A 22,522-nucleotide genomic window follows, 5' to 3' on the forward strand; every position below is an offset into this window, starting at 1 on the left:
GATGCCTGCTTCCAAAGATGGGGAAAGTCCCGCTGTAAAGCCCGCCAACAAGCGCGGCGTTGCCCGCCTGGCGGCGGTGCAGGCACTGTACCAGATGGATGTTGCCGGAACCGGCGTGATCGAGGTGGTGGCGGAATATGAAGCGCACCGTCTCGGCAAGGAAGTCGACGGTACGCAGTATCTGGATGCCGATCCGCAATGGTTCCGTGCCATTGTCGCCGGTGTGGTGGCCGAGCAGACATCCCTCGATCCGATGATCCGTCAGGCCCTGACCGAAGACTGGCCGCTGTCGCGGCTCGATTCCACGCTGCGGGCGATCCTGCGTGCCGGTATCTGGGAACTGAAGAACCGTCCCGATGTGCCGACGGCGGTTATCGTTTCGGAGTATATCGACATCGCCAAGGCCTTCTACACGGAAGACGAACCCAAACTGGTGAATGCCGTGCTCGACCGTCTGGCCTTCGAATTGCGCGGTGAAAGCCGCGGCGCGAAGAACCCGCGCGGCTGACGTCCATTCATTGAAAGTGGCGGACACCCCCTCTGTCCTGCCGGACATCTCCCCCACAAGGGGGGAGATCACATCGGCATCGATGTGGTTACAGTGTCTTTGACGTTGGCAGTTGATTTGCAGTGGCTCTGACAGCTGATCTCCCCCCTTGTGGGGGAGATGGGCGGCAGCCCAGAGGGGGGTGTTCCATCGTGCCTGTTGGCAAGCTTATCCCAACCCTGAGCCGCCTCAGCGAAAGGCCTTGACCTTTTCGCATCCGCTTCGTTACTCCTAGTACATACGGTCGCGTTTCTGCCGGCCTGGCAGATTTTGCGTGCCGTACCGAACCTGACCTGGGGAGGGGTATTTTTCGGGTCAAAATCTGAGGGAGTGGCATGACTATACTGTTTCTCGTCATCGCCTGCGGTCTGCTGTCTGTCGTTTACGCTTTCTGGGCTACCCAATCGGTGCTCGCAGCGGACCAGGGCAATGCGCGCATGCAAGAAATCGCCGGTGCAATTCGCGAAGGTGCACAGGCCTATCTCACACGTCAGTATACCACGATCGCCATGGTTGGCGTCGTTGTCTTTCTAGCAGTCTGGTACCTCTTGTCTTCCACCGCGGCAGTCGGCTTCATGATCGGTGCTGTCTTGTCGGGGCTTGCCGGTTTCATCGGCATGCATGTTTCCGTCCGTGCCAATGTGCGCACGGCGCAGGCATCGTCCCGCAGTCTCGCCGCCGGTCTCGAGATCGCCTTCAAATCCGGCGCGATCACCGGCATGCTGGTCGCCGGTCTCGCGCTTTTGGGCGTCTCGGTCTATTATTATATCCTGACCGGCCCGATGGGCCATCTGCCTGCGGACCGTGTTGTCATTGACGCGCTTGTCTCCCTCGGGTTCGGTGCGTCGCTTATTTCCATCTTTGCCCGTCTTGGCGGTGGCATCTTCACCAAGGGTGCCGATGTCGGCGGCGATCTCGTCGGCAAGGTTGAAGCCGGAATTCCCGAAGATGACCCGCGCAACCCGGCAACCATCGCCGACAATGTGGGCGACAATGTCGGCGACTGCGCCGGCATGGCCGCCGACCTTTTCGAAACCTATGCGGTGACCATTGTTGCCACCATGGTTCTGGGTGCCATCTTCTTTGCCGCAACGCCCGTCCTGAGCACGGTCATGCTCTATCCGCTCGCCATCTGCGGCGCCTGCATCATCACCTCGATTGCCGGGACGTTCTTCGTCAAGCTCGGTGCGAACAACTCGATCATGGGCGCTCTCTACAAGGGCCTCATTGTGACGGGTCTTCTGTCGATTGCCGGTCTTGCCCTTGCCACGTCGATGACTGTCGGCTGGGGTGAGGTGGGAACGGTCGCAGGCAAGTCGATCACCGGCATCAACCTCTTCTATTGCGGCCTTGTCGGGCTCGTGGTGACGGGATTGATCGTGGTGATCACCGAATATTATACCGGCACCAACAAGCGTCCGGTCAATTCGATTGCCCAGGCGTCGGTGACCGGCCACGGCACCAACGTCATCCAGGGTCTGGCCGTGTCGCTTGAATCGACGGCGCTGCCCGCCCTGGTCATCGTCGGCGGCATCATCTCGACCTACCAGCTTGCCGGGCTGTTCGGCACCGGCATCGCCGTTACCGCCATGCTCGGCATTGCCGGCATGATCGTTGCGCTCGATGCCTTCGGTCCGGTGACGGACAATGCCGGCGGTATCGCGGAAATGGCCGGGCTTGATCCGGACGTGCGCAAGTCCACCGACGCGCTGGATGCCGTTGGCAACACGACGAAAGCCGTGACCAAGGGCTATGCAATCGGTTCGGCCGGTTTGGGCGCGCTGGTGCTGTTTGCCGCCTATTCCAACGACCTGCAGTTCTTCATCAGCGAAGCGAACAAGGATGGTTCGACGGCCTTCTCCTATTTCAAGGGAATAGGCGCCGTATCGTTCGAATTGTCCAATCCCTACGTTGTCGCCGGTCTGATCTTCGGCGGTCTCATCCCCTACCTCTTCGGCGGTATCGCGATGACGGCCGTTGGCCGTGCGGCGGGTTCCGTGGTGGAAGAGGTGCGCAGGCAGTTCCGTGAAAAGCCGGGCATCATGGCCGGTACGGAGCGTCCGGATTATGCGCGGGCGGTGGATATTCTCACCCGTGCCGCCATCAAGGAAATGGTCGTGCCGTCGCTGCTGCCGGTATTGGCGCCGCTCGTCGTCTATTTCGGCGTGCTGTTGATTTCCGGTTCAAAAGCCTCGGCCTTCGCCGCGCTCGGTGCTTCGCTTCTCGGCGTGATCATCAATGGCATTTTCGTTGCCATTTCGATGACATCCGGCGGCGGCGCCTGGGACAATGCCAAGAAGTCCTTCGAAGACGGCTTTGTCGACAAGGATGGAACGCGGCACCTGAAGGGCTCTGAAGCCCACAAGGCTTCCGTGACCGGCGATACGGTTGGCGATCCCTACAAGGACACGGCTGGCCCTGCGGTCAATCCGGCGATCAAGATCACCAACATCGTGGCCTTGCTGCTGCTGGCGGTGCTTGCGCACGGATAAGCGTCCTTCACGTCAAAGAAAAACCCGCGAAATCAGGTTTCGCGGGTTTTTTGTTTTCAGCTCAGGGATTACTGACCGGGAGGTCCGCCTGCGCCAATGGAACCGGGTGCCTTGCCAACGCCTGCGAGCAACTGGCCGAGGAACGACAGGTCCTTGCCGCCGGTCGGCGTGGTGCGGGAGATGAAGTCGAAAACCTTGCCGTCCTGCAATCCGTAATTGGAAATGCTGGCGACCTTGCTTTTCTGGTCGAAATAAACCGCAAGAATGCGACGATCGGTCACCTTCGGCTGCATGAAGGCGACGCTGCGTTTGCGCTTCTGGGAAATGTAGTAGAAGACTTCGTTGTCGAACGTTGCCGTCGAGGACGGGCTGCCAAGCGACAGGATGACCTGCTCGCGGCTGGACCCGACCGGAACGAACGCCAGCGCCTTCTCGTCGAGAATATAGCCTTCCGACAATGTTTCGGATGGATTGAGGTTGGCGGTATTACAGCCGGCAAGCCCTACGACAAAAAACAGAGTTCCGGCGAGAAGATATTCCCGGGAACGATCGGCCTTGAAAATCCGCTGCAACAACGACATCTCCATTTCAATAGTGGGGCCACGTCTTTCGCTGCCCGCAGAACTTCGGTAAACCACCTTGAAGTCCGATGCAACCGGCGACTCGTGTTGCGGCCCGACCCAAGTGAAAGCACATATATGATTCTCAATTTATTCAGCCGGAAGGCCAAAGCAAATGAGGCGATTACCACAGCCCTCTACGATGTGATCGTGGCGGCGGCGCGGCAGCCATACCTCTATTCTGACATTGATGTGCCGGATTCGCCGCTCGGACGCTATGAAATGGTATCTTTGCACGTTTTTCTTTTCATGCGCCGGATAAAGGGCAGGACGCCCGCCCTCAAGATGATCGGACAGGAAGTGACGGATGAATTCTTCCGCGACGTGGATCACTCGCTGCGGGAGCTTGGGATCGGCGACTCCGGTATCCCGAAGCGGATGAAGAAACTGGCGCGCATGTTCTATGGCCGGGTGGAGTCCTATGACAAGGCGCTCCAGACCAACGACCATCCGGCCCTGGCGGCCGCACTGGCCCGCAATGTCCGCCCTGACACCAGCGAATGGACAGGCGCCTCAGCGCTGGCCGGATACACCATCCAAGCGGCGTTGTTCCTGGAAAACCAGTCGGATGAAGATATAGCCCGCGGGCAGCTGGCCTTTCCGGACGCCAGCGCCGGTGCAGAAACCCTGCAGAATTAGGAAGGGGAGCAAAATGACAAGAAATATCGATGGCGCACTCAGTTTCCCGGTCTCGGTCAAACGGCTTCCGCAGAAGGGACTGACCGTCAAGATCGAAGCGGACGAGCGCGAGCGCATAGCGCTGCGGGACTTTCACGAATTGCAGGATGTGACGTCGTTCAAGGCCGATCTGCAGATTGTTCCCTGGAAGAAGGACGGCATACGCGTGCGCGGCGTGGTGAAGGCCCGGATCGTCCAGTCCTGCGTTGTCACGTCGGATCCTGTCGATGCGGTCGTCAATGCGGAAGTGGATACGCTGTTCGTGCCGGAGAACTCCAAGCTGGCGCGTTTGCCGCTCGATGAGAACGGCGAGCTGATCATCAGCGCCGACGGTCCCGATATACCGGAGACATTTTCCGGCGATACGCTGGATGCCGGTGCCATAGCCGAGGAGTTTTTTGAGCTGGCCATTGATCCATATCCCCGCAAGGAGGGCGTATCGGATGCACCCATCGAGGTTGTCTTCGGTGATGATGAAACAGCGGAGAAGCCTGTCAGTCCGTTTGCCGGCCTCAAGGACTGGAAACAGAAGCCTTGATTGTGACGATTTCCTGAGGCTGACTATCGAAATACTGCCCTGATGGGCTATAACAACGGAAAATACCCAAAAAGGGGCAGTGTTTTTCACAATGATTCCAGTCTATGTGCCGGAGGTCCGGCAGATTCCGGTTGTACAGCGACGGAAATTGACTATTTTCGCCGAGTCTTTGAGCAATTGATAAACCCAGCAAGCATACTCACTGAACAGGACAATCGAGAGTGATCAGAATTTCCATTGATGCCATGGGCGGTGATTTCGGTCCTGAGATCGTCATTCCCGGTCTGGCAACGGCGCTGGAGCGCCATCCTGATATCCGGTTTGTGATCTTCGGTCGTGAGGAAGAGGTAAGGCCGGTTCTCGACCGTCATCCCACGCTTGCGAGCTCAACATTCCACCACTGCGATGTGTCGGTGCGGATGGACGAAAAACCCAGCCAGGCCTTGCGCAATGGCCGCTGGAAGTCATCCATGTGGCGCTCCATCGAGGCGGTGAAAACCGGCGAGGCGGATGTCTGCGTATCGGCGGGCAATACCGGCGCGCTGATGGCCATGTCGAAATTCTGCCTGCGCACCATGGCCAATGTCGAACGCCCGGCCATTGCCGGCATCTGGCCGACATTGCGCGGTGAGAGCATCGTGCTCGATATCGGCGCGACCATCGGTGCCGACGCGCAGCAGCTGGTCGACTATGCCGTCATGGGCGCCGCCATGGCCCGTTCGCTGTTCGAGATCGAACGCCCGACGATCGGCCTGCTCAATGTCGGGGTGGAAGAAATCAAGGGACAGGACGACGTCAAGGACGCGGCGCGCATTTTGCGCGAGATTCCCTTGCCAAGCCTTGAATATTACGGCTTCGTCGAAGGCGACGACATCGGCAAGGGCACCGTCGATGTGGTGGTCACCGAAGGGTTTACCGGAAACATCGCCCTGAAGACGGCGGAGGGCACGGCCAAGCAGTTCGCGCAGTATCTGCGCGATGCCATGGGCCGCACATTGATGGCCAAGATCGGCTATCTCTTCGCCAAGGGCGCATTCAATCATCTGCGGGAGAAAATGGACCCGCGCAAGATCAATGGCGGCGTGTTTCTCGGGCTCAATGGCGTTGTCATCAAGAGCCATGGCGGAACCGATGCGCTGGGCTTCGCGTCCGCCGTCGATGTCGGCTATGATATGGCGCGCAACAAGCTCCTGAGCAAAATTGCCTCGGATCTGAGCCATTTTCACAAAAGCCCGGTCGGGGTCGCTTTTCAGGGCGAGACCGAAAATGATTCAGAAGCTGAGATAGAACCACAGGCGTAGGAAAAATAAATGATCCGGTCCGTTGTTAGAGGTGTAGGGGCGGCCAAACCGGCGCGTCTGGTCAAGAACGCCGATCTGGAAGGCATTGTCGAAACCAGCGACGAGTGGATCGTGCAGCGGACGGGCATCCGTCAGCGCTATATCGCAGGCGAGGGCGAAACAACCGCTTCGCTGGGCGAGGCAGCAGCACGCGCAGCGCTCGACAATGCCGGGATGACACCGGACGACATCGACCTGATCATTCTGGCGACTTCGACACCCGACAATACGTTCCCGGCCTCCGCCGTCGATATCCAGGCACGCCTCGGCATGACCCATGGCTTTGCCTTCGACATGCAGGCGGTCTGCTCCGGCTTCGTCTATGCCATCAGCACTGCCGACCTCTACATTCGCGGCGGCATGGCCAAGCGCGTTCTGGTCATCGGTTCAGAGACGTTCTCGCGGCTTCTCGACTGGAATGACCGCACGACCTGCGTCCTGTTCGGCGATGGCGCCGGTGCCGTCGTGCTTGAGGGCAATGAGGGACGCGGCCTGACATCCGATCGCGGCATCCTCACCGCCAACCTGCGGTCCGACGGTTCGCACAAGCAGAAGTTGTATGTGGATGGCGGACCATCCAGCACCCAGACCGTCGGTCACCTGCGCATGGAGGGCCGCGAGGTTTTCAAGCATGCGGTCGGCATGATCACCGACGTGATCGAGGCCTCGTTCTCGGAAGCCGGGATCACTGCCGAGGATGTCGACTGGTTCGTTCCGCACCAGGCCAACAAGCGCATCATCGACGCATCAGCCAAGAAATTGAACCTTGCCGAGGAAAAGGTGGTCATTACGGTTGACCAGCATGGCAATACCTCCGCGGCGTCCGTCCCCCTGGCCCTGGCGACAGCGGTTGCCGACGGGCGGATCAAGCAGGGCGATCTTGTCCTTCTTGAAGCCATGGGCGGGGGCTTTACGTGGGGTGCAGTTCTGCTACGGTGGTGATGGTCCGGTTGGGTCAGCAGTTTGTTTTATCAACTGTTTTACCTGCTTGCCCTATCGGATTTGATCCTATAACTTCCGCTTCCACCTTGATAGTTTTGCAACAAACGAGAGCTTAGAGATCGTATGGGGGGTAAGACCATTACGCGCGCTGATCTGGCCGAAGCAGTCTATCGCAAGGTAGGGCTTTCACGCACGGAGTCAGCTTCACTCGTCGAAACCATTCTCGATGAAGTATGTGATGCCATTGTTCGTGGCGAAACGGTCAAATTGTCATCGTTCGCCACGTTTCAGGTCCGGGACAAGAACGAACGCATCGGCCGCAACCCGAAAACGGGTGAAGAGGTGCCCATTTTGCCTCGCCGGGTCATGACGTTCAAGGCGTCCAATGTGCTCAAACAGCGCATTTTGCGTTCGCATCAGGCACGCAAGAAGAAATCTGCATAGCGGATTTATGCAGGGCGCTTCGGCTCCCTGGGCGAGATTGCTGTGGGGCAATCTCGCGTTGTACTTGAAAACCACTTGATAAACCGCTGAAATAGGCGTCGAATCAGATTTTCTCCTGAAAGGGTGAAAACATGGACAAGAGTCCCGACGCTTTTAGAACCATCAGTGAAGTTGCTGAAGATCTCGATCTTCCCCAGCATGTTCTGCGTTTTTGGGAAACGCGTTTTACCCATATCAAGCCGATGAAGCGCGGCGGCGGACGACGATACTATCGCCCGCTCGATGTCGACCTGCTCAAGGGCATTCGCCATCTGCTGTATGATCAGGGCTATACGATCAAGGGCGTGCAGCGGCTTTTGCGGGAAAATGGCGCACAGTTCATCATTGCGCTCGGCAGCGGCGACACCGCTGCCGCCGAAGCCATCAGCCAGCAGAAGCAGGCGGCCGTTCGCGAGGAGGAAGCGCATTCCGCCGAGCAGGAACGCGCCGACGCGGCGGAAGAAGCCGCCATCATGGGATCGCCGAAATCATCGTCCCATGGCCGGCGCCTCTTCGGCCTGATCAAGGGCGACGACGACGGGCCGGTGGCTGCCGACGGCAAGCGGCTGTCAAAGGACAACCGGACCCTGCTGCAGGAAACGCTTTTCGACCTCCTGGAATGCAAGCGCCTGCTGGATCAGGTCCGTTAGGTTCACCGCGCAATTCGCTGCAGAGTTGCAGGCTGGCAATAAGGTTGTTCGTGGTTCGACAAGCTCACCATGAAGGAGGTTGAGGATTGCAGGGAGCCATAGGCTGCAACGTATCCGATTGGCCTTGCAATCAAATGAATTCCCTCATGGTGAGCTTGTCGAACCACGCACCCGCGCTCCCGCCAAAAAAACCCAGCTTCCACGGGGAGTGAAAGCTGGGATTTGGGGTTGGCTGTGGGGTTCAGCCTAGCTGGTTGGGGGACCAGTATTGTGGAAACGCCGCCATCGGCCAAAAGTTCCAAAATATTTTGAAAAAATTTTGCAACTGATTCAACGGGCCAGCATACCGATGACGATGCCGAGGCCTGCAATGACCATCAGCGTCGACACGGAATTCTGCGTCTGGATACCGCCGATTTTGCGGGCCTGATGGCCGACAGCATGCGCTGCCCGCCGTCCGCCGTCCTTGATGGCCTCAAAGGCCGAGGAATCATCGCCTTCGAGATCATCGAGCAGTTGCACGCCCTTGTCGGCGAGCGACTGCGTCAGCGCCGCCAGATCGCGCTTCAGATCTTCGATTTCGCGCTGCAAACGGGCGCGATCCTCGTCGTTGCGGCTTGGTTCAGCACTGTCCATGGCCATCACCCTTCGTTAGCGTCTTGAAACAAGCCCGATGAGCAGGGCTGCGCCTGCCACGATGGCAAGGGTTGCCAGCGGGTTTTCCTTGGCCGCATCGGCGGCATAGCGCACCTGATTGGTGGCAGCGCGTTTCACATCGTCCAGCTTTTCGCCGCCCATGTCGGCGAGATTGGCCGTGAGTTTCGACACTTCCTTGCGCAAGGCTGCGATCTGAGCCTCGACGTCGTCCTGGATATCATCGGTGGTTTTGGAAAATATTGCCATTCTTCATATGCTCCTGTGCATGACAAGCCTATAACGGGCAGGGGCCGTTTCGGTTCCCCCCGGGTTTTGTTCGAATGTCAGCGCCCGGAAAAATAATAAATGCACCTGCCGGAAACTTTCCCGGTCAAGCCCTCGTTCTTGTTTGCATTCCCCAGGAAGGGGAGGCAAACGCGGAGCAATACAATGGGTAAATTGACTGCAGGTATTTTCGCCGGATTTTTGGCGGTTACAGCACTGAGCGGAGCAGCATTGGCAAAGGACAACCCGATGGTTGGCGGCGCACCGATGTATGCCAACAAGAATATCATCGAGAATGCGGTCAACTCCAAGGACCACACAACACTTGTCGCCGCGGTCAAGGCGGCCGGTCTTGTCGAAACGCTTCAGGGCAAGGGACCGTTCACGGTATTCGCGCCAACCAACGAAGCTTTCGCCAAGCTGCCAAAGGGCACTGTCGAGACGCTATTGAAACCGGAAAACAAGGCGACGCTCACCAAGGTTCTCACCTGCCATGTGGTGGCTGCTGACGCCATGTCCATGACGATCAAGAAGATGATCAAGGACGACGGCGGCTCGCACAAGGTGAAGACGGTCGGTGGCTGCATTCTGACCGTCAGCGAAAAGGGCGGCAAAATCTCGATCAAGGATGAGAAGGGCAACGTCGCTCATGTCTCGATCGCTGATGTCAAACAGTCGAACGGCGTCATTCACGTGATCGACAAGGTTCTCCTGCCAAAATAAGACAGCGGCAAACGCTGCTCCGGCCGACACCCCCGCATGCCCGTTATCGGCGTTCCGATAACGGGCTTTTTGTTTCTCCGGTCAAAACCTACTTGGTGTCATGCTTGAAGCGTCGGTGGCTGAATCCACCTTTGGCCAACCGCAGGATTGAAGAGAGTTTTGTCGGGTCACAGGCAATTTTAGGAATTTGTTTGCTCACCTTTTGCATCGTTTTGGGCGATGCAGGCTGTGCATGGTGCGGCGTGTGAAGAATCGCTTCTCCCATAGTTCATTCGCTCCCTGACGACGTTCCGCTCCCGGCCCATGCCGAAAGCCCAATGCTGTGGTTCGTATACGGATATTCCCGGATCATACGACGGACAGTCGATCCTTGCCTGGATCATTCTATGGAGAGGTCAGTCAACTCTTGCCGTTTACACCCGGTGCGACGGTTTCGTCTGGTACGCCAGCAAGATAATCACAATGACTGCAAGCAAGAAATCAAGATCACGCATATCCGTAACCTCCTGCATTCCAGGGCGGAATATAGCGGGAAACGTGCCGGTTTCCAAATCACAACATATCGATCCGGCCGGCGTGCAGCGCGTGCAACGCCGCACATGTAAAAAACGGTGAGCCGCGAAGCCCACCGTTTCAAAAAATGACGTGACTGGAGATCTCATCATCGCAGTTCAGCAATGCAGTCCTTCTCCATTGCCAAACACAATTCATATGTTTGTTGGGCCAAGGCCTGAGTATCCGGGGACGGGCCCCGGATACATCTTCAAATCCTGTTAAGGATTAGAAGTTGCGCTGGAAGCGGATCATGCCGCCGAATGCATCGTCGTTGCCGCCGTTTTTGTCGATCGATACATCCTTACGATGACCGTCGAACTTGGTGTAGCTGATTTCTGGCGTGATCGTGAAGCCAGGAACGAGCTCGTAAGCAACGTTCAAAGTACCAGCAACGGTGCCTTCGGATTCGTATGCAACCTGTGCATTGACAGTTGCCTTATCCGAAACCTTGGCGGACAGACCACCCCAAACAGCCCAGTCGCCTTCCCAGCGGCCGAACCAGTTCAGGCTGCGGACGTGACCGGTCGTGTAATTGTCGTCGAAGTTGGACTGATAGCCACCCATGACGAATGCCTTAACAGCGTCGGTGATCTTGACGTCCAAACGAACCTTACCGGCCCATTCTTCGATAACCGAGTCATAACCAGCAACAGCCGAGATGCCGCCCCAACCCTGCTCGTACTTCACACCGCCGACTACATGCGGCATGTAATCGTTGATGCGGTAGTCGTGCGAAACGCCGTCGTTGTCGGATTCAGATTCGCCCTGTTCAGCACCGATCATGGCCGAGAAGCCATTGCCAGCTGCGAACGTGTAGCTAACCTGGTTGGAAGTGCCGGACTGATAGTTGATCACGTCGTCGTTGATGACGCTGCCAGCATAACCAGTGAACGAACCGAACAGTTCGTCAGCAACACCGATGCGGAAACCGCCGAGTTCGATGAACGCGTTAGGAATGAGGCCACCGCTGTTGGAACCGTTCGTGTAGTTGAAACGTGTTTCAATGTACGAACGCAGTGTGCCGAGTTCGGTTTCCGAACGGGCGTCGAAACGAACTGTGGCGCGTGTGCGCTTGTAATAGGTGTCTTCGTTGAAGCCGTCTGAGCCCTTGATGCCGCTGACATGGCCGCCGGTGTATACGCTGTCGCCGCCCTTGGCGTCGTAACGGACATAGCCGCCGATCTTCAGGCAGGTCTCGGTGCCAGGAATGTAGAAGAAGCCCTTGCCGTATGCATCGCAAACGCGAACGTATTCGACAGCTTCAGGTTCGGCGACGACAACTGCGTCAGCAGCGCGCGCGCCAGTTACTGCAACCAGAGCTGCAGCGGAGCCGAGTAGCAGGCTCTTAATGTTCATTGTTGCTCTCCATGAGATTGGTAGTGACAATTCGGTATTCTGCGACTTTGGTCGTAGAGTCAAATGTCAAATTACAAATCTTTAATGCCGGGAGCGATGGGATTTTTATTGTTGCGGATTTGCAACTATAAGTTAACACAGGGTTAATATCAAGTATAATCACCATGAATACTTTAACGTACAAGCATATCATGCTATTGTAACAAAATTGTGATAGGGTTTGTAAATATTATCAGGTTTTCGCTTGGTATTTCCGCCAGCTGCGTGGCGCCGGCGATCTGGTGGATCTGCTGTTTCCCGTGCCTGACCGCCCGGCATTGGTCTGGAGGCGGCCACGTCCGTTCGTGGCAGCGGGTGAGACGTCAATCAGCCCGCCCGACCCTATCCTTAAGTTGATAGCAGTCGCGCCTTGCCCTTGCGGGCAGCTTGGTTGTGGCTGATTCTGAGCGCAATTGATACGCCATTCAACAATGGCTGCAGCCAGCCGCAAGGTATGCATGGGTGACATGCCATGTCCGGAATGCGGATTATCTGTGTGATGTCAGAAGTTTAATTCTCGCCTTTCGTCGTATACGCCTGACGAGCGCCTGCACATCGGCTGTGCAATCCTGAAAATTCATCTGAGCAGCGCGACTCTGCTCCTCCGCCTGAACGATGATTTTTTCCTTGCAGCTCTGTCGTCCCAGAAACTTAATTCTTGTTCGCATGTTCCACACCCCTCATGTCTTATGACTTTTTTTGAGAGACCTCTTATATGCAATGATTCCGGGTGGTTTGGAATATATCCGGTGTTCAAATGCCGGGCTGGCCATACACGAAACAGTGAATAAACCTCGGCGCGCGACTGTCCTATCGGTTGGCGCTGCGGATGGAGGAGGGTGGAGATTTGGCGTTTACAAAAGATGAGATAACTGCCCACGCTCTGGTGATCGTCGATGTGCAAAATGCCTTCATCACGGGAGCCGAAGCCGTTCCGGATTGCGTCCAGCTTCAGGGTGCGGTGAAAAGGCTTCTCGAGAATGCGCGCGCGGCCAAGGTGCCGGTTGTCTTCCTGCAGAATGACGGTCCAGCCGGCGCGGTTGACGCGCCGAATACCGATGGATGGCAATTGTTCTTTCCGCCTGAGTCGCGCGAAGCGGTGATCCGCAAGTCCAGAGATGATGGCTTCGATGGCACCGGGCTCGAGAATATGCTGCGGGCGCATGGTGTCCGGTCGATGGCGATCTGCGGCATGCTGTCGGAAATGTGCCTGGCGGCGACAGCGCGAGCCGCGCTGGAAAAGGGATTTGCGGTGATCCTTTCCCATGATGGCCACGCAACCTACGATGTGCCGGCTGGTCCGGGCAATTCAGAGGCTGTTCCCGCACGGTTGGCGGCGCGGGCGGCAGAATGGTCGCTGGGTGACGACATTATCCTTTTGGGTGCCGCGGGCGATATCCGCTTCCAGACGGCCCGCCGCAGGTAAAATGCTTCCGGGGCTTGCCGTTGGCAAATGGCAGGGCGAATCCCCTTAGCGCAAAAGGCGCAGGAAGAGCGTGCTTGCGGCAACCCCGAAGGCTCCGCCCGCCGCCTTCACCACGGCATCGAGCAGCCGGGCATGCCGGGTGGGGGCAAGCATCTGCGCCAGCTCGAAACCGAAAGCTGCGCCAACCACCAAAACCAGGATGAGCAGCCACCGCCGCGGATAGGCTGCCGCAAAGACGAAGCCAAGCACGGCAAAAGCTGCAAAGCGCTCGACATTGACCGGCAAGCCGCTCTCCGGCCGCAGGCTGATGGGGTCGACAGTGATGAAAAGTATGGCTGCGAACAGCAGCCAGGCGGCGATTTGAATGAGCTTCATGCATACCCCATAGCGCATTCAACGCCTGGTTCCAATCCGTCACAATCTGCAATTTAGGGTAAAGCCGGATGTCGGCGTGCGGGGGGCGCAAACTTCACGCTGCGCGGTACCCGTATCCTTCGGGTGAGGCCCGGCAAGGGGCATCGGGGGGTGATGGGATGCCGAGCCTCCGTTGCCCGAAGGTGACAACGTGCGGGTGATAACACGAGAACCTGAGCAGGAGATTATCCGAACCTGAGGCGAAACTGAGATGCAGTCCGGCCTCGGGGACAGCATGTCTGCCGGCGCGCGGATGCGCCTGTGGCGAGGCCCAGTGCAGCGCCGAGCGAGGGCGGGCACGCACTGGACCCCATGCTTGGGTTGCTCAAGCGAAGCTCACTTGCCAAAGGCGTTTGTCACAATCAAGCCGTCATGTTTCCCGCGTCGTCCCGTGTCGTTCATTCAGCCGCGGTAATGGACCCGGTACCTGTCTTCGACCGGCTGTCCGACCGTTGCCTTGACCCCCAGGACGAAATGGATCGAGATGATCTTGTCGGCCTCTACTCCCGCTTCGGACAGTGCGGCATTCAGCGCCTTGATCGTGGCCGCGACTTCCATCTCCTTGACCGGTATCTGCTCGTTCGTCGTCATCATTCGTTCCTTTACACAACGGGAAATGCCTTGGCCCTACCGGGCCTGGCTCGTTTGCCCCGGGCGCCGCTCATGCGCGCCCTGTCAGGCATGTCCGATATACCGCGCTGATATACATTGGCATAATATAAGAATTGTCATATTCTAATAGGCATAGACTATGAGTATGTCATGCCGGCCGTGCGATGGGCCAGTCGCATGAAAGTGGCTCGACCATCGGCCTGTATTGAAAGGAGCATGATCGTCATGACGTTGTCCGGCCTGTCGCTTCGCGATCTGGAATATGCCATTGCGGTTGCGGATCTGGGCAGCTTCGGCAAGGCCGCCGAACAGTGCCGGGTTGCGCAACCCTCGCTTTCCGTACAGGTGAGCAAGCTCGAGACCCGGCTGAAGACGGTGATTTTCGAACGCACGACGCGGCGGGTCATCGTCACGCCGCAGGGTCAGGAACTCCTTGACCAGATGCGCCGTGTGGTGCTGGAGGCGCGCCGGCTGCTGGATTTGTCCGTCCGTTCCGCGGAGGCCTTCGGCGGCACGTTGCGCCTGTCGGCAATCGCCACGCTCGGCCCCTATTATTTCCCGCGCATTCTCCAGAGCTTGCGCGCGCACTACCCGGCGCTTGCCTTCGTGCTGGGTGAAGGACGCACCGACGACCTCGTCACGGCTCTGCTGCGCGGTGACCTTGATGCCGTGCTCATGTCGACACCATCAGGAGAGCCGGGCTTGAGCGAAATCCCGCTGTTTCACGAACCGTTCGTGATGGCCTGTCCCGAGGGACATGCGGCAACGCTGGCTGGCGGTGCCGGATGGAAAGATCTGTCCGCCCGTGAGCGATTGCTGCTGGAGGAGGGGCATTGCCTGCGGGATCAGGCCATTGCCGCCTGTGCGGAGATCGACACCACGAACCGGCATGCGACCAGCCTGGAGACCCTGAAATATATGGTGGCTGCAGGCGAGGGATGTACCCTGCTGCCCGTCCTTGCGGTGAGTGACGTTCATGGGCTGCACTACCTGCCGCTGCAGGGCAGCGGATATGCGCGCACCATTGTCCTGGCCTGGCGGCGCAGCGATCCCCGGACAGAGGACTTTGAACAGCTCGGCGCCAATCTGCGCCGGTTTCAACATCCCGCGATCCGCACATTTGCCTGAGCAAGGACAAGCGTCATAGGCAATGTACAGTTTTATACAGGTTTATACTTTTGTGTCATGTTGCCATTGGGATTGCGGCTTATGACCAAGGGAATGAGAGGATATGGGACAGGGGGAGCTCGTTTCGTGAACGCACGTCTTTCGTGGATAGCTTGTGTTTTCTTCAGCCTAAGCGTCATGGTTGTGGGGTCAGCCGCAGCGCAGGAGGCGGCTCCGGCTCTGTCAGGCGACCTTGCCGAGTTGTGCGCACCCGATCCGCAGCATCCCCCAAGCCTATGGAAGATCAGCAAGAAATTGGATCAGGGGGCATGGCGGTCGCGCCTGTCCTGTGATTCCAGCGCTGCCCCTTCCTCCGGGCCGGTGTTGCGCCTCTCCGTGCATCCGGGCGACGCCGTTGAAAAAGAGTCCGACGAAAAATCGACGGAACGCGTGGAAATCCAGATGCGAAAGGAGGTCGTCAAGTTCGATGCGCCGACCTGGTACCGCTTCCGGTTCCGTCTTGAACGTCCCTGGCAGGGCATCGGCAACCGGACAGTCATTCATCAGGTAAAGCAGAACATCCAGGCGCGTGACGAGAAGCCGCAAGGGGCGTGTCCCGCCGCCAATCCCCTGTTCAAGGTCGAGGCCCGCCCGTCGGCCACGGGGGCGGATTTCCTGGTCAAGGTGCGCGGAACCAGCGACTGCAATCTCGGGGAATCCAGAATAATATGCGGTCCATGGCACCTGGACCTGGACCACTGGAATGATGTGAAGGTCATGATCAAGCCCAGCCTGAAGGAGGGGGCAAGCCAGGTGCAGGTCTGGCTCAACGGGCGCGGTTGCGATCCGTATACAGGGCTTCTCGGTTATCCCGATCATGGTGTCCGCGATGATTCCGGCCGCCCGTTTATCGACGTCCAGCCGCGCTTTGGCATTTATCGTGATGCCCTGCCGGACAATGTGCAATCGATCGATTTCACGGGCATCCGGTTTTGGTCCGCAAATCCGGCAGGCGATCCCTCGTGGTCGGACAATCCGTTGCCGATGCGATGATGCCCGGTCATCAACACTGCTGTTCACATCTTAAGGCATTTCTAACTATCTGGTTCGGAACTGTCGCGGGATTCTCTAATTCTTGACGACTCTTCGCTAGGCATCTCGCCGACAACGGAGCAGGTGCCTATGCGCGAGGATATTTCAGGATTCAGTGTACCGAGATGGCGGCTGACACGCTGGTTGGCCGATGCTGGATCCAATGTGCCGGGCTATATTCGATCGGAATTGATTGCGAGCCTGTTCGGAACATTACCGATTTTTGCCGGAGGCGTTATCAATACAATTCTGGTATCGGCATTCATCGCATACCGGATACCTCGACTGGAATTCATCTTCTGGCTGGGATGTGAATTGCTGATCTGCAGCGCGAGGCTCGTGGTGCTGCTCATCAGCCACAGGAATGCCAAAGCGGGCAAAGCCACGCCTACCGACATTTACATTCTGCTGGCTCTGGCCTGGTCAGGCGCCGTCGGTTACGGCTGTTTCATCAGCATGATGAGCGGGGATTGGGTGGTGGCAACGCTCGCCTGCCTGTCCGCCGGCGCTATGGTGGGGGGCATCTGCTTTCGCAATTTTGGCGCGCCGCGTCTTGCCTCGGTCATGATCATCTTGAGCCTTGGGCCTGCTTGCCTCGGTGGTGCGCTGTCGGGCGAACCGATCTTATACGTCACGCTTCTGCAAATTCCGCTTTATCTCATCAGCATGGCCATGGCCTCGCACAAGCTCAATGCGATGCTGATTGCGACAAAGCTGGCTGAACGCGAAAATGAGCGCCGGGCAAATGAAGATGCGCTGACGGGCCTGCTGAACCGCACGGGCCTGCTGGCACACATCAATGATCGTTTGTCGGCGCTGCAGCAGGATCAGACAGGCTTTGCCGTGCTTTACCTCGATCTGGATGGCTTCAAACTCGTCAACGATCAATACGGCCACGCAAGCGGCGATGAGGTGCTGTATGAAGTGTCGAGGCGGATTTTAGCCAATCTCGGGCCCGAAGACGCAGCGGCCCGTATTGGCGGCGATGAGTTTGTGGTTGTGAAAGCGAGCGAGGACGATCAGGACCTTACGGCGTTTGCGGCGTCAATCTCTGAAAACATAGGCGAGCGCATCCGCTTGAACGTCGGCAGCAGCGTGGAAGTGGGGTCCAGCATGGGAATTGCCCTTGCTCCGCGGCACGGTAGTGCAGCCGGCGTTTTATTGGATAAGGCCGACAAAGCTTTGTACCAGGCAAAGGCTGCGGGAAAGAACAGGCACGCGATCGCACTTTAGATCCAGCCGAATACGAAATATCCCCTGTCCATTTGAGACGGGCGAGGACCTTAGCTCGCCCTGTCTTTCCATGGCCGTCCCTCAGGCCTCGGGTTCGTGGCAAACCATTTCGATGTTGTGCCCGTCCGGATCAATGACGAAGGCCGCATAGTAGTTCGCGTGGTAGCGCGGGCGCAGACCCGGCGCGCCATTGTCTTTGCCGCCCGCCGCCAGAGCCGCCCGATGGAAAGCGTCGACCTGCTGGCGATTCTCGGCCGTGAACGCCAGGTGAAGATGCGCCGGCTTCTCCTCGGTCTGGTACAGGCACAGGGAGGCCTTGCCCTTTGGGCTGAGCTCGGCACCCTGCGCCGGTGTCGTCCCCTCTGCGATGACAGCGACACCGAGCGGTTCGAGTGCCTTGAGGTAGAACGCCTTGCTGGCTGCATAGTCGCTTACGCCGAATTTCACATGGTCAAACATGGCTTCTCCTGAAGTGTGTGGGCCTGGACGCGTCCGCCGAACCCGGAGCGGAACAGAGCGTCATGCGCCTCCTGGTCGGGGTCGTAGCAGCAGTCCTCGATCAGGCGCACATCGTAGTCCGCATCGCTGGCCCAGGTGACGCTGGAAAGAACGACGCCGGTGGTGCTTATCCCGGCCATGACAAGGGTGCTTACACCGCGCGTCCGAAGATCGGCGTCGAGCGACGTGCCGTGAAAAACGCTGGCCCGCGGACATGCATAGAAAAGGTCACCCGGTTCGATCGCAAGCCCCGCAACGGGGCGGCCGGTGCGAAAATGTCCGGACGATATATAAGGCGAAATCTGGCGGTTGCTTGCCGGCGGCGCGTGTTCATAGGCTTCACCCAGCGAAAAGTTAGGGAACAGCACCGGCCGGCCGGTGGCGCGCCAGCGCCTGATCAGAGTGTTGCACCGATCCAGCAAGGGCGACGGCTGCTCCCCGAACAGGATTGCAAACACGTCGGCTTGATAGTGCATAACGACGAGGGCCGCTCTCTCGATATAGCGGCCCTGGAAATCGATCAACATGACGGTCCTCCAAAATGAAATCCGAATTCCGCATTCGAATCATCCCGTTTAGCCCGGCGAGTATGAGGTAAGGGTGGGGAAGGTAAAGAAATCCGTGGGATGGTCCGTGCCGAAAACGCCCACGCCGTGCATTTGTGTGCAGTTTGTTCTTTTTCTTCCAAATCGGCTATTGCCAAAAAAACCCCAGTATTCTAGGGGTTCGGCACCGGCGGAGCGTAGCGCAGCCCGGTAGCGCACTTGACTGGGGGTCAAGGGGTCGTCGGTTCGAATCCGGCCGCTCCGACCATTTATCCCGCCAGATCAATCATTGGTTGGATAGATCGGTTACCAAAAAGCCAGACCTCGGGTCTGGCTTTTTTGCTTGGCAGCGCCGTCAAAGCTTCTCCGGCGTGGCACCCGTCCGCGATTCCAGCCGGTAGCGATTGCCGGGATAGACCAGATGGACCAGCGAGACCACGGTGTCGCCCGACCAGGTGCGGCGGCGGATGGCAAGGCATGGCTCGCTGCGCGCAATGCCGAGCAGCTTGCGGTCGCGTGCCGACGGCATGGCAGCCTCGACGATATGTTCCGACCCGCTGAGCGGGGCAATTGCGCTGAGATAGGCGTTGGGCGTGCGCGCCGAAAAATCCTGCGCCAGATAATCGGGAGCCGCGCGCGGATTGACGAAACGATCCTCGATCTGCACGGCGATGCCGTTTTCCAAGTGCACGATCACCGAGTGAAAGACGGGTGCGCCGGACGGCAGTTCAAGCGCATCGGCGACGGCACAGGTGGCGTTTTCGCGTGCCAGACGAACCACTGACGCGCCATGGACATGGCCGCGCTCGATGATTTCGTCGGCGATGTTGCGCACCTCGAACAGCGTTGAATAACCCTTGCGCGCCGCGACAAACGAGCCCACGCCGCGGATGCGCACCAGCTCACCCTCATTGGCAAGCTCGCGCAGGGCGCGGTTGGCGGTCATCTTGCTGACGCCCAGTCCGGCCACCAGCTCGTTCTCCGACGGGACGCGATGCTCGGGCGGCCATTCGCCGCTATGAATGCGGCCAAGAATCATCCGTTTCACATGGGCATAAAGCGGCGCACCATAACGTGTGGCGGGTTGCTTCTTGAGCATGGCATCGGTCATCGCAGGCCCTTCATTGCTCATTCCTTGTGCAGGATCAGAATTTGCCTCGCTGTGCGACTTTCCCTCTTGCGCGGCACAGGGGATGTCATAAGGTACCATATACAACTTGCCAAAAGACAAAAGCTCAAAAGCCACCGCAGTGTGGCACGGGAACACGGGTTCAACACTTGCCAACCTCAAGAGGAGAAGGCTGATGAAACTACACAAGCTCCTGCTGTCGGGTGCGATGGCGCTTTCCGCGCTGTCCATGTCTGCGGCCCATGCGAAGGACTGGAAGACAGTCACGATCACGCTGGAGGGTGCCTATGCGCCCTGGAATGTCACCAATCCGGACGGGACGCTGGGTGGTTTCGAGCCGGAACTGGCCGCACATATGTGCGCCCAGATGAAGGTCGAGTGCAAACTGGTGGCCTCCGATTGGGATGGCATGATTCCAGCGCTCAACGCCGGCAAGTTCGATGTCATCATGGATGCGCTGTCGATCACCGACGAGCGCAAGCAGGTCATCGATTTCACGATCCCCTATGCCAATACCCATGCGGGTTTTGCCACCCAGAAGGACAGCCCGCTGGCCAATGCGGCCGGAACTGGTTCGGTTCTCAAGCTCACGCCGGGGCAGACCGGCGTTGCCGAAATTGAGGCGATGAAGACAGCCTTCAAGGGCAAGACCATCGGCATCCAGGCGGCGACCGTCTATGCCAAGTTCATCTATGACAATTTCGGCAGCATCGCCACCGTGCGCGAATACAAGACCGGCGCCGAACGCGATCTCGATCTGGAGTCCGGCCGTATCGATCTTGCCTTCGACGATGCCGTGTATTTCGGCACGACATTCGAAAAGGCCAACGGCGCGCTGGTTTTCACCGGCCCTGAATTCGGCGGTACGATCTTCGGCATCGGCGAGGGGCTGGGCATCCGCAAGGCCGATACGGATCTGAAGGCCATGTTCGACAAGGCCATTACCGCCGCCCTGGCGGATGGCACGGTCAAGACCCTGTCGATGAAGTGGTTCAAGACCGACGTCAGCCCGTGACGATCGCCGCGAGGCGGTAACGCCCTGTGGATGAATGGGGCATTGTCAGAAAGGCGCGGCATTTGCAGCATCTGACAATGCCCGCCTATACTCTGAAAAACCGGAACAACCGGGCGGAGCGGGAACACGGCGCATGTGGATAATCGAGGTGCTCGGATTTGGACAGCAGGGCTGGGGCGGGCTGCTTATCGCCGGTGCGCTGATGACCCTGTGCGTGACCATCGTCGCCCTGCTTCTCGGCGCTGTTCTCGGCACCATGGTTGCCTGGGCGAAACTGTCGGGAAACAGGGTTCTGAGCGCGCTCGGAAACACCTATACGACGGTGTTTCGCGGTGTTCCTGAGCTTCTGATCATCTATCTCATCTATTTCGGCGGATCGGGCGCCGTCACTGCCATCGGTCGCTATCTCGGCTATGAAGGCTTTCTCGGACTGCCGTCCTTTGCCGCGGGCGCGCTGGCGGTCGGCATCATCTCCGGCGCCTATCAGGCGGAGGTCTATCGCGGCGCTTTTCTGGCCATTCCCAAGGGGGAACTGGAGGCTGCAGAGGCCATCGGCATGCATCGCGGCCTGCGCTTTCGCCGCATCATCGCGCCGCAGGTGCTGCGTTTCGCCATTCCCGGTATCGGCAATGTCTGGCAGCTGAGCCTGAAGGACTCGGCGCTGGTTTCGGTGACCGGGCTGGCGGATCTGATGCGCACGAGCCAGGTCGCCGCCGGATCGACCCGGCAATATTTCCTGTTCTTCATTGCCGGCGGCTGTCTCTATCTCGTTCTGACCAGCCTGTCGGACCGGCTGTTCAACCGGGCGGAGCGGCGCGCCAACCGCTCCATGCCGTCGTCCCTTGGTCAGGCCTGAGGAGCGGTCATGGATTTTGTCTTCATTTTCCAGACCATGAAAACCCTGCTGGCAGCGGTGCCGATGACGCTGGCGCTGTTTTTCCTCTCGATCTTCTTCGGCGGTCTGCTGGCCTTGCTGATCGTGTGGATGCGTGTCGCCAAAAACCCGATCCTCAGCAATTTTGCCAAGGGTTACATTTTCGTGTTCCGTGGTTCGCCGCTGCTGATCCAGATGTTCCTGGTGTTTTACGGCCTCGGTCAGTTCGGCTTTATCCGCTACAGTTTTCTCTGGCCGTTCCTGCGCGAACCCTTTGTCTGCGCCGTGCTTTCCCTCGCGCTGTGCACGGCCGGTTATACCGCCGAGATATTTCGCGGCGGTCTGCGGGCCGTTTCCGTCAAGGAGATCGAGGCCGCGCGCTCCATCGGCATGTCGGGTTTTCTGCTCGTCCGGCGGATCATCGGACCGATCGCTTTCCGCCATGCGCTTCCCGCCTATTCCACTGAAATCGTCATGATGGTCAAATCGACCGCGCTCGCCAGCCTCGTGACGGTGTGGGAGGTCACGGGCGTGGCGCAGCGTCTCATTTCGCAGACCTACCGCACCATGGAAGTGTTTTTGTGCGCGGCGGCGATCTACCTCATCCTCAATTTCCTGATCCTGCAGGCCATGGCGCTGCTGGAACACCGGCTTTCCCACCATCGGCGCGCTGTTCCGCGTTTGCCGTAAGGA

Annotated in this window: 26 protein-coding genes and 1 tRNA gene; 17 read left to right on the forward strand and 10 right to left on the reverse strand. The window is 58.5% G+C overall.

The genetic code is table 11. From position 1 onward, the window contains the following. Position 1: 1 nt before the first annotated feature. Together nusB and ACZ5FP_RS10210 are read left to right on the forward strand one after the other, a co-directional pair. On the forward strand, positions 2-508 hold the full coding sequence (gene nusB / locus ACZ5FP_RS10205; protein WP_223615721.1) for a transcription antitermination factor NusB: 507 nt from the start codon (positions 2-4) through the stop codon (positions 506-508). A gap of 374 nt (positions 509-882) precedes the next feature. Further along, positions 883-3,039 carry a sodium-translocating pyrophosphatase gene (locus ACZ5FP_RS10210; protein WP_403172903.1) on the forward strand — a complete coding sequence of 719 codons (2,157 nt, stop codon included), beginning with the start codon at positions 883-885 and terminating at the stop codon, positions 3,037-3,039. Between the two features lie 68 nt (positions 3,040-3,107). On the opposite strand, the gene ACZ5FP_RS10215 is transcribed toward ACZ5FP_RS10210, so the two are convergent. Continuing rightward, positions 3,108-3,614, reverse strand: a complete 507-nt coding sequence (locus ACZ5FP_RS10215) for an outer membrane protein assembly factor BamE (RefSeq protein WP_346306623.1) — start codon at positions 3,612-3,614, stop codon at positions 3,108-3,110. A 123-nt stretch (positions 3,615-3,737) separates the two neighbouring features. On the opposite strand from ACZ5FP_RS10215, the gene ACZ5FP_RS10220 reads away from it, so the two are divergent. The 6 genes from ACZ5FP_RS10220 to ACZ5FP_RS10245 all read left to right on the forward strand — a co-directional run bounded on the left by ACZ5FP_RS10220 (position 3,738) and on the right by ACZ5FP_RS10245 (position 8,290). Beyond that, entirely contained in the window at positions 3,738-4,298 is a 561-nt protein-coding gene (locus ACZ5FP_RS10220; RefSeq protein WP_288193387.1) for a ubiquinol-cytochrome C chaperone family protein, read from the forward strand. Positions 4,299-4,311: 13 nt separating this feature from the next. After that, on the forward strand, positions 4,312-4,875 hold the full coding sequence (locus tag ACZ5FP_RS10225; RefSeq protein WP_463011359.1) for a YceD family protein: 564 nt from the start codon (positions 4,312-4,314) through the stop codon (positions 4,873-4,875). Between the two features lie 221 nt (positions 4,876-5,096). Continuing rightward, a complete protein-coding gene (gene plsX, locus ACZ5FP_RS10230; protein ID WP_464659943.1) occupies positions 5,097-6,176 on the forward strand; it encodes a phosphate acyltransferase PlsX in 1,080 nt (359 codons plus the stop codon). 9 nt (positions 6,177-6,185) lie between these two features. After that, on the forward strand, positions 6,186-7,157 hold the full coding sequence (locus ACZ5FP_RS10235; RefSeq protein WP_105735591.1) for a beta-ketoacyl-ACP synthase III: 972 nt from the start codon (positions 6,186-6,188) through the stop codon (positions 7,155-7,157). Positions 7,158-7,280: 123 nt separating this feature from the next. Next, positions 7,281-7,601: an integration host factor subunit alpha gene (locus ACZ5FP_RS10240; RefSeq protein WP_091883889.1), complete on the forward strand. Its 321-nt coding sequence runs from the start codon at positions 7,281-7,283 to the stop codon at positions 7,599-7,601. Positions 7,602-7,732: 131 nt separating this feature from the next. Next, positions 7,733-8,290 (forward strand): MerR family transcriptional regulator, encoded by a 558-nt coding sequence (locus ACZ5FP_RS10245; RefSeq protein ID WP_403172928.1) that lies wholly within the window; start codon positions 7,733-7,735, stop codon positions 8,288-8,290. Positions 8,291-8,620: 330 nt separating this feature from the next. Here the strand turns inward: ACZ5FP_RS10245 and ACZ5FP_RS10250 are convergent, their stop codons facing one another. After that, positions 8,621-8,926 carry a hypothetical protein gene (locus ACZ5FP_RS10250; protein WP_464659946.1) on the reverse strand — a complete coding sequence of 102 codons (306 nt, stop codon included), beginning with the start codon at positions 8,924-8,926 and terminating at the stop codon, positions 8,621-8,623. A 15-nt stretch (positions 8,927-8,941) separates the two neighbouring features. Next, complete coding sequence (locus tag ACZ5FP_RS10255; RefSeq protein WP_464659947.1) at positions 8,942-9,193, reverse strand: hypothetical protein; 252 nt, start codon at positions 9,191-9,193, stop codon at positions 8,942-8,944. 183 nt (positions 9,194-9,376) lie between these two features. Between ACZ5FP_RS10255 and ACZ5FP_RS10260 the strand changes: the two genes are divergently transcribed. Continuing rightward, positions 9,377-9,934 carry a fasciclin domain-containing protein gene (locus ACZ5FP_RS10260; protein WP_223615728.1) on the forward strand — a complete coding sequence of 186 codons (558 nt, stop codon included), beginning with the start codon at positions 9,377-9,379 and terminating at the stop codon, positions 9,932-9,934. An 88-nt stretch (positions 9,935-10,022) separates the two neighbouring features. On the opposite strand, the gene ACZ5FP_RS10265 is transcribed toward ACZ5FP_RS10260, so the two are convergent. Next, a complete protein-coding gene (locus ACZ5FP_RS10265; protein WP_158531326.1) occupies positions 10,023-10,199 on the reverse strand; it encodes a hypothetical protein in 177 nt (58 codons plus the stop codon). A gap of 515 nt (positions 10,200-10,714) precedes the next feature. Further along, complete coding sequence (locus ACZ5FP_RS10270) at positions 10,715-11,845, reverse strand: porin (protein ID WP_464659949.1); 1,131 nt, start codon at positions 11,843-11,845, stop codon at positions 10,715-10,717. 886 nt (positions 11,846-12,731) lie between these two features. On the opposite strand from ACZ5FP_RS10270, the gene ACZ5FP_RS10275 reads away from it, so the two are divergent. Then, positions 12,732-13,310 (forward strand): isochorismatase family protein, encoded by a 579-nt coding sequence (locus tag ACZ5FP_RS10275; protein ID WP_464659951.1) that lies wholly within the window; start codon positions 12,732-12,734, stop codon positions 13,308-13,310. 45 nt (positions 13,311-13,355) lie between these two features. Here ACZ5FP_RS10275 and ACZ5FP_RS10280 read toward each other — a convergent pair whose 3' ends face one another. Together ACZ5FP_RS10280 and ACZ5FP_RS10285 are read right to left on the reverse strand one after the other, a co-directional pair. Next, positions 13,356-13,685, reverse strand: a complete 330-nt coding sequence (locus tag ACZ5FP_RS10280; protein WP_464659953.1) for a VanZ family protein — start codon at positions 13,683-13,685, stop codon at positions 13,356-13,358. Positions 13,686-14,126: 441 nt separating this feature from the next. Further along, positions 14,127-14,318, reverse strand: coding sequence for a hypothetical protein (locus ACZ5FP_RS10285; RefSeq protein ID WP_464659955.1), 192 nt, complete (start codon positions 14,316-14,318; stop codon positions 14,127-14,129). Positions 14,319-14,552: 234 nt separating this feature from the next. On the opposite strand from ACZ5FP_RS10285, the gene ACZ5FP_RS10290 reads away from it, so the two are divergent. The 3 genes from ACZ5FP_RS10290 to ACZ5FP_RS10300 all read left to right on the forward strand — a co-directional run bounded on the left by ACZ5FP_RS10290 (position 14,553) and on the right by ACZ5FP_RS10300 (position 17,768). After that, positions 14,553-15,464, forward strand: coding sequence for a LysR substrate-binding domain-containing protein (locus tag ACZ5FP_RS10290; protein ID WP_464659956.1), 912 nt, complete (start codon positions 14,553-14,555; stop codon positions 15,462-15,464). 177 nt (positions 15,465-15,641) lie between these two features. Beyond that, complete coding sequence (locus tag ACZ5FP_RS10295) at positions 15,642-16,496, forward strand: heparin lyase I family protein (RefSeq protein WP_464659958.1); 855 nt, start codon at positions 15,642-15,644, stop codon at positions 16,494-16,496. 129 nt (positions 16,497-16,625) lie between these two features. Next, entirely contained in the window at positions 16,626-17,768 is a 1,143-nt protein-coding gene (locus ACZ5FP_RS10300) for a diguanylate cyclase (protein WP_464659960.1), read from the forward strand. An 81-nt stretch (positions 17,769-17,849) separates the two neighbouring features. On the opposite strand, the gene ACZ5FP_RS10305 is transcribed toward ACZ5FP_RS10300, so the two are convergent. Both ACZ5FP_RS10305 and ACZ5FP_RS10310 read right to left on the reverse strand, forming a co-directional pair. Continuing rightward, positions 17,850-18,227, reverse strand: a complete 378-nt coding sequence (locus ACZ5FP_RS10305; RefSeq protein ID WP_464659962.1) for a VOC family protein — start codon at positions 18,225-18,227, stop codon at positions 17,850-17,852. Beyond that, entirely contained in the window at positions 18,212-18,793 is a 582-nt protein-coding gene (locus tag ACZ5FP_RS10310) for a cysteine hydrolase family protein (protein WP_464659964.1), read from the reverse strand. The genes ACZ5FP_RS10305 and ACZ5FP_RS10310 overlap by 16 nt, the downstream gene beginning before the upstream one ends. A gap of 209 nt (positions 18,794-19,002) precedes the next feature. Between ACZ5FP_RS10310 and ACZ5FP_RS10315 the strand changes: the two genes are divergently transcribed. Continuing rightward, positions 19,003-19,079 (forward strand) — tRNA-Pro (locus ACZ5FP_RS10315). 87 nt (positions 19,080-19,166) lie between these two features. Here ACZ5FP_RS10315 and hutC read toward each other — a convergent pair. Continuing rightward, positions 19,167-19,922 (reverse strand): histidine utilization repressor, encoded by a 756-nt coding sequence (gene hutC, locus ACZ5FP_RS10320; protein ID WP_464659966.1) that lies wholly within the window; start codon positions 19,920-19,922, stop codon positions 19,167-19,169. Between the two features lie 193 nt (positions 19,923-20,115). On the opposite strand from hutC, the gene ACZ5FP_RS10325 reads away from it, so the two are divergent. The 3 genes from ACZ5FP_RS10325 (at position 20,116) to ACZ5FP_RS10335 (ending at position 22,519) form a co-directional block, all read left to right on the forward strand. Further along, entirely contained in the window at positions 20,116-20,955 is an 840-nt protein-coding gene (locus ACZ5FP_RS10325) for a transporter substrate-binding domain-containing protein (RefSeq protein ID WP_464659968.1), read from the forward strand. A gap of 133 nt (positions 20,956-21,088) precedes the next feature. Next, positions 21,089-21,811 (forward strand): ABC transporter permease, encoded by a 723-nt coding sequence (locus tag ACZ5FP_RS10330; RefSeq protein ID WP_288193333.1) that lies wholly within the window; start codon positions 21,089-21,091, stop codon positions 21,809-21,811. A 9-nt stretch (positions 21,812-21,820) separates the two neighbouring features. Then, positions 21,821-22,519 (forward strand): ABC transporter permease, encoded by a 699-nt coding sequence (locus ACZ5FP_RS10335; protein WP_346306002.1) that lies wholly within the window; start codon positions 21,821-21,823, stop codon positions 22,517-22,519. Positions 22,520-22,522: the final 3 nt, after the last annotated feature.

It is taken from the genome of Phyllobacterium sp. T2-21, assembly GCF_055378485.1.

What these genes read in the sequence shown, in the direction of transcription:
- hutC (WP_464659966.1), bottom strand. Translation starts at nt 19,922, where the DNA reads ATGACCGATGCCATGCTCAAGAAGCAACCCGCCACACGTTATGGTGCG.
- ACZ5FP_RS10255 (WP_464659947.1), bottom strand. Translation starts at nt 9,193, where the DNA reads ATGGCAATATTTTCCAAAACCACCGATGATATCCAGGACGACGTCGAG.
- nusB (WP_223615721.1), top strand. Translation starts at nt 2, where the DNA reads ATGCCTGCTTCCAAAGATGGGGAAAGTCCCGCTGTAAAGCCCGCCAAC.
- ACZ5FP_RS10220 (WP_288193387.1), top strand. Translation starts at nt 3,738, where the DNA reads ATGATTCTCAATTTATTCAGCCGGAAGGCCAAAGCAAATGAGGCGATT.
- ACZ5FP_RS10225 (WP_463011359.1), top strand. Translation starts at nt 4,312, where the DNA reads ATGACAAGAAATATCGATGGCGCACTCAGTTTCCCGGTCTCGGTCAAA.
- ACZ5FP_RS10310 (WP_464659964.1), bottom strand. Translation starts at nt 18,793, where the DNA reads ATGTTGATCGATTTCCAGGGCCGCTATATCGAGAGAGCGGCCCTCGTC.
- ACZ5FP_RS10330 (WP_288193333.1), top strand. Translation starts at nt 21,089, where the DNA reads ATGTGGATAATCGAGGTGCTCGGATTTGGACAGCAGGGCTGGGGCGGG.
- ACZ5FP_RS10335 (WP_346306002.1), top strand. Translation starts at nt 21,821, where the DNA reads ATGGATTTTGTCTTCATTTTCCAGACCATGAAAACCCTGCTGGCAGCG.
- ACZ5FP_RS10260 (WP_223615728.1), top strand. Translation starts at nt 9,377, where the DNA reads ATGGGTAAATTGACTGCAGGTATTTTCGCCGGATTTTTGGCGGTTACA.
- ACZ5FP_RS10240 (WP_091883889.1), top strand. Translation starts at nt 7,281, where the DNA reads ATGGGGGGTAAGACCATTACGCGCGCTGATCTGGCCGAAGCAGTCTAT.
- ACZ5FP_RS10300 (WP_464659960.1), top strand. Translation starts at nt 16,626, where the DNA reads ATGCGCGAGGATATTTCAGGATTCAGTGTACCGAGATGGCGGCTGACA.
- ACZ5FP_RS10305 (WP_464659962.1), bottom strand. Translation starts at nt 18,227, where the DNA reads ATGTTTGACCATGTGAAATTCGGCGTAAGCGACTATGCAGCCAGCAAG.
- ACZ5FP_RS10235 (WP_105735591.1), top strand. Translation starts at nt 6,186, where the DNA reads ATGATCCGGTCCGTTGTTAGAGGTGTAGGGGCGGCCAAACCGGCGCGT.
- ACZ5FP_RS10265 (WP_158531326.1), bottom strand. Translation starts at nt 10,199, where the DNA reads ATGGGAGAAGCGATTCTTCACACGCCGCACCATGCACAGCCTGCATCG.
- ACZ5FP_RS10280 (WP_464659953.1), bottom strand. Translation starts at nt 13,685, where the DNA reads ATGAAGCTCATTCAAATCGCCGCCTGGCTGCTGTTCGCAGCCATACTT.
- ACZ5FP_RS10290 (WP_464659956.1), top strand. Translation starts at nt 14,553, where the DNA reads ATGATCGTCATGACGTTGTCCGGCCTGTCGCTTCGCGATCTGGAATAT.
- ACZ5FP_RS10325 (WP_464659968.1), top strand. Translation starts at nt 20,116, where the DNA reads ATGAAACTACACAAGCTCCTGCTGTCGGGTGCGATGGCGCTTTCCGCG.
- ACZ5FP_RS10270 (WP_464659949.1), bottom strand. Translation starts at nt 11,845, where the DNA reads ATGAACATTAAGAGCCTGCTACTCGGCTCCGCTGCAGCTCTGGTTGCA.
- ACZ5FP_RS10295 (WP_464659958.1), top strand. Translation starts at nt 15,642, where the DNA reads ATGGTTGTGGGGTCAGCCGCAGCGCAGGAGGCGGCTCCGGCTCTGTCA.
- ACZ5FP_RS10245 (WP_403172928.1), top strand. Translation starts at nt 7,733, where the DNA reads ATGGACAAGAGTCCCGACGCTTTTAGAACCATCAGTGAAGTTGCTGAA.
- ACZ5FP_RS10250 (WP_464659946.1), bottom strand. Translation starts at nt 8,926, where the DNA reads ATGGACAGTGCTGAACCAAGCCGCAACGACGAGGATCGCGCCCGTTTG.
- ACZ5FP_RS10285 (WP_464659955.1), bottom strand. Translation starts at nt 14,318, where the DNA reads ATGATGACGACGAACGAGCAGATACCGGTCAAGGAGATGGAAGTCGCG.
- ACZ5FP_RS10210 (WP_403172903.1), top strand. Translation starts at nt 883, where the DNA reads ATGACTATACTGTTTCTCGTCATCGCCTGCGGTCTGCTGTCTGTCGTT.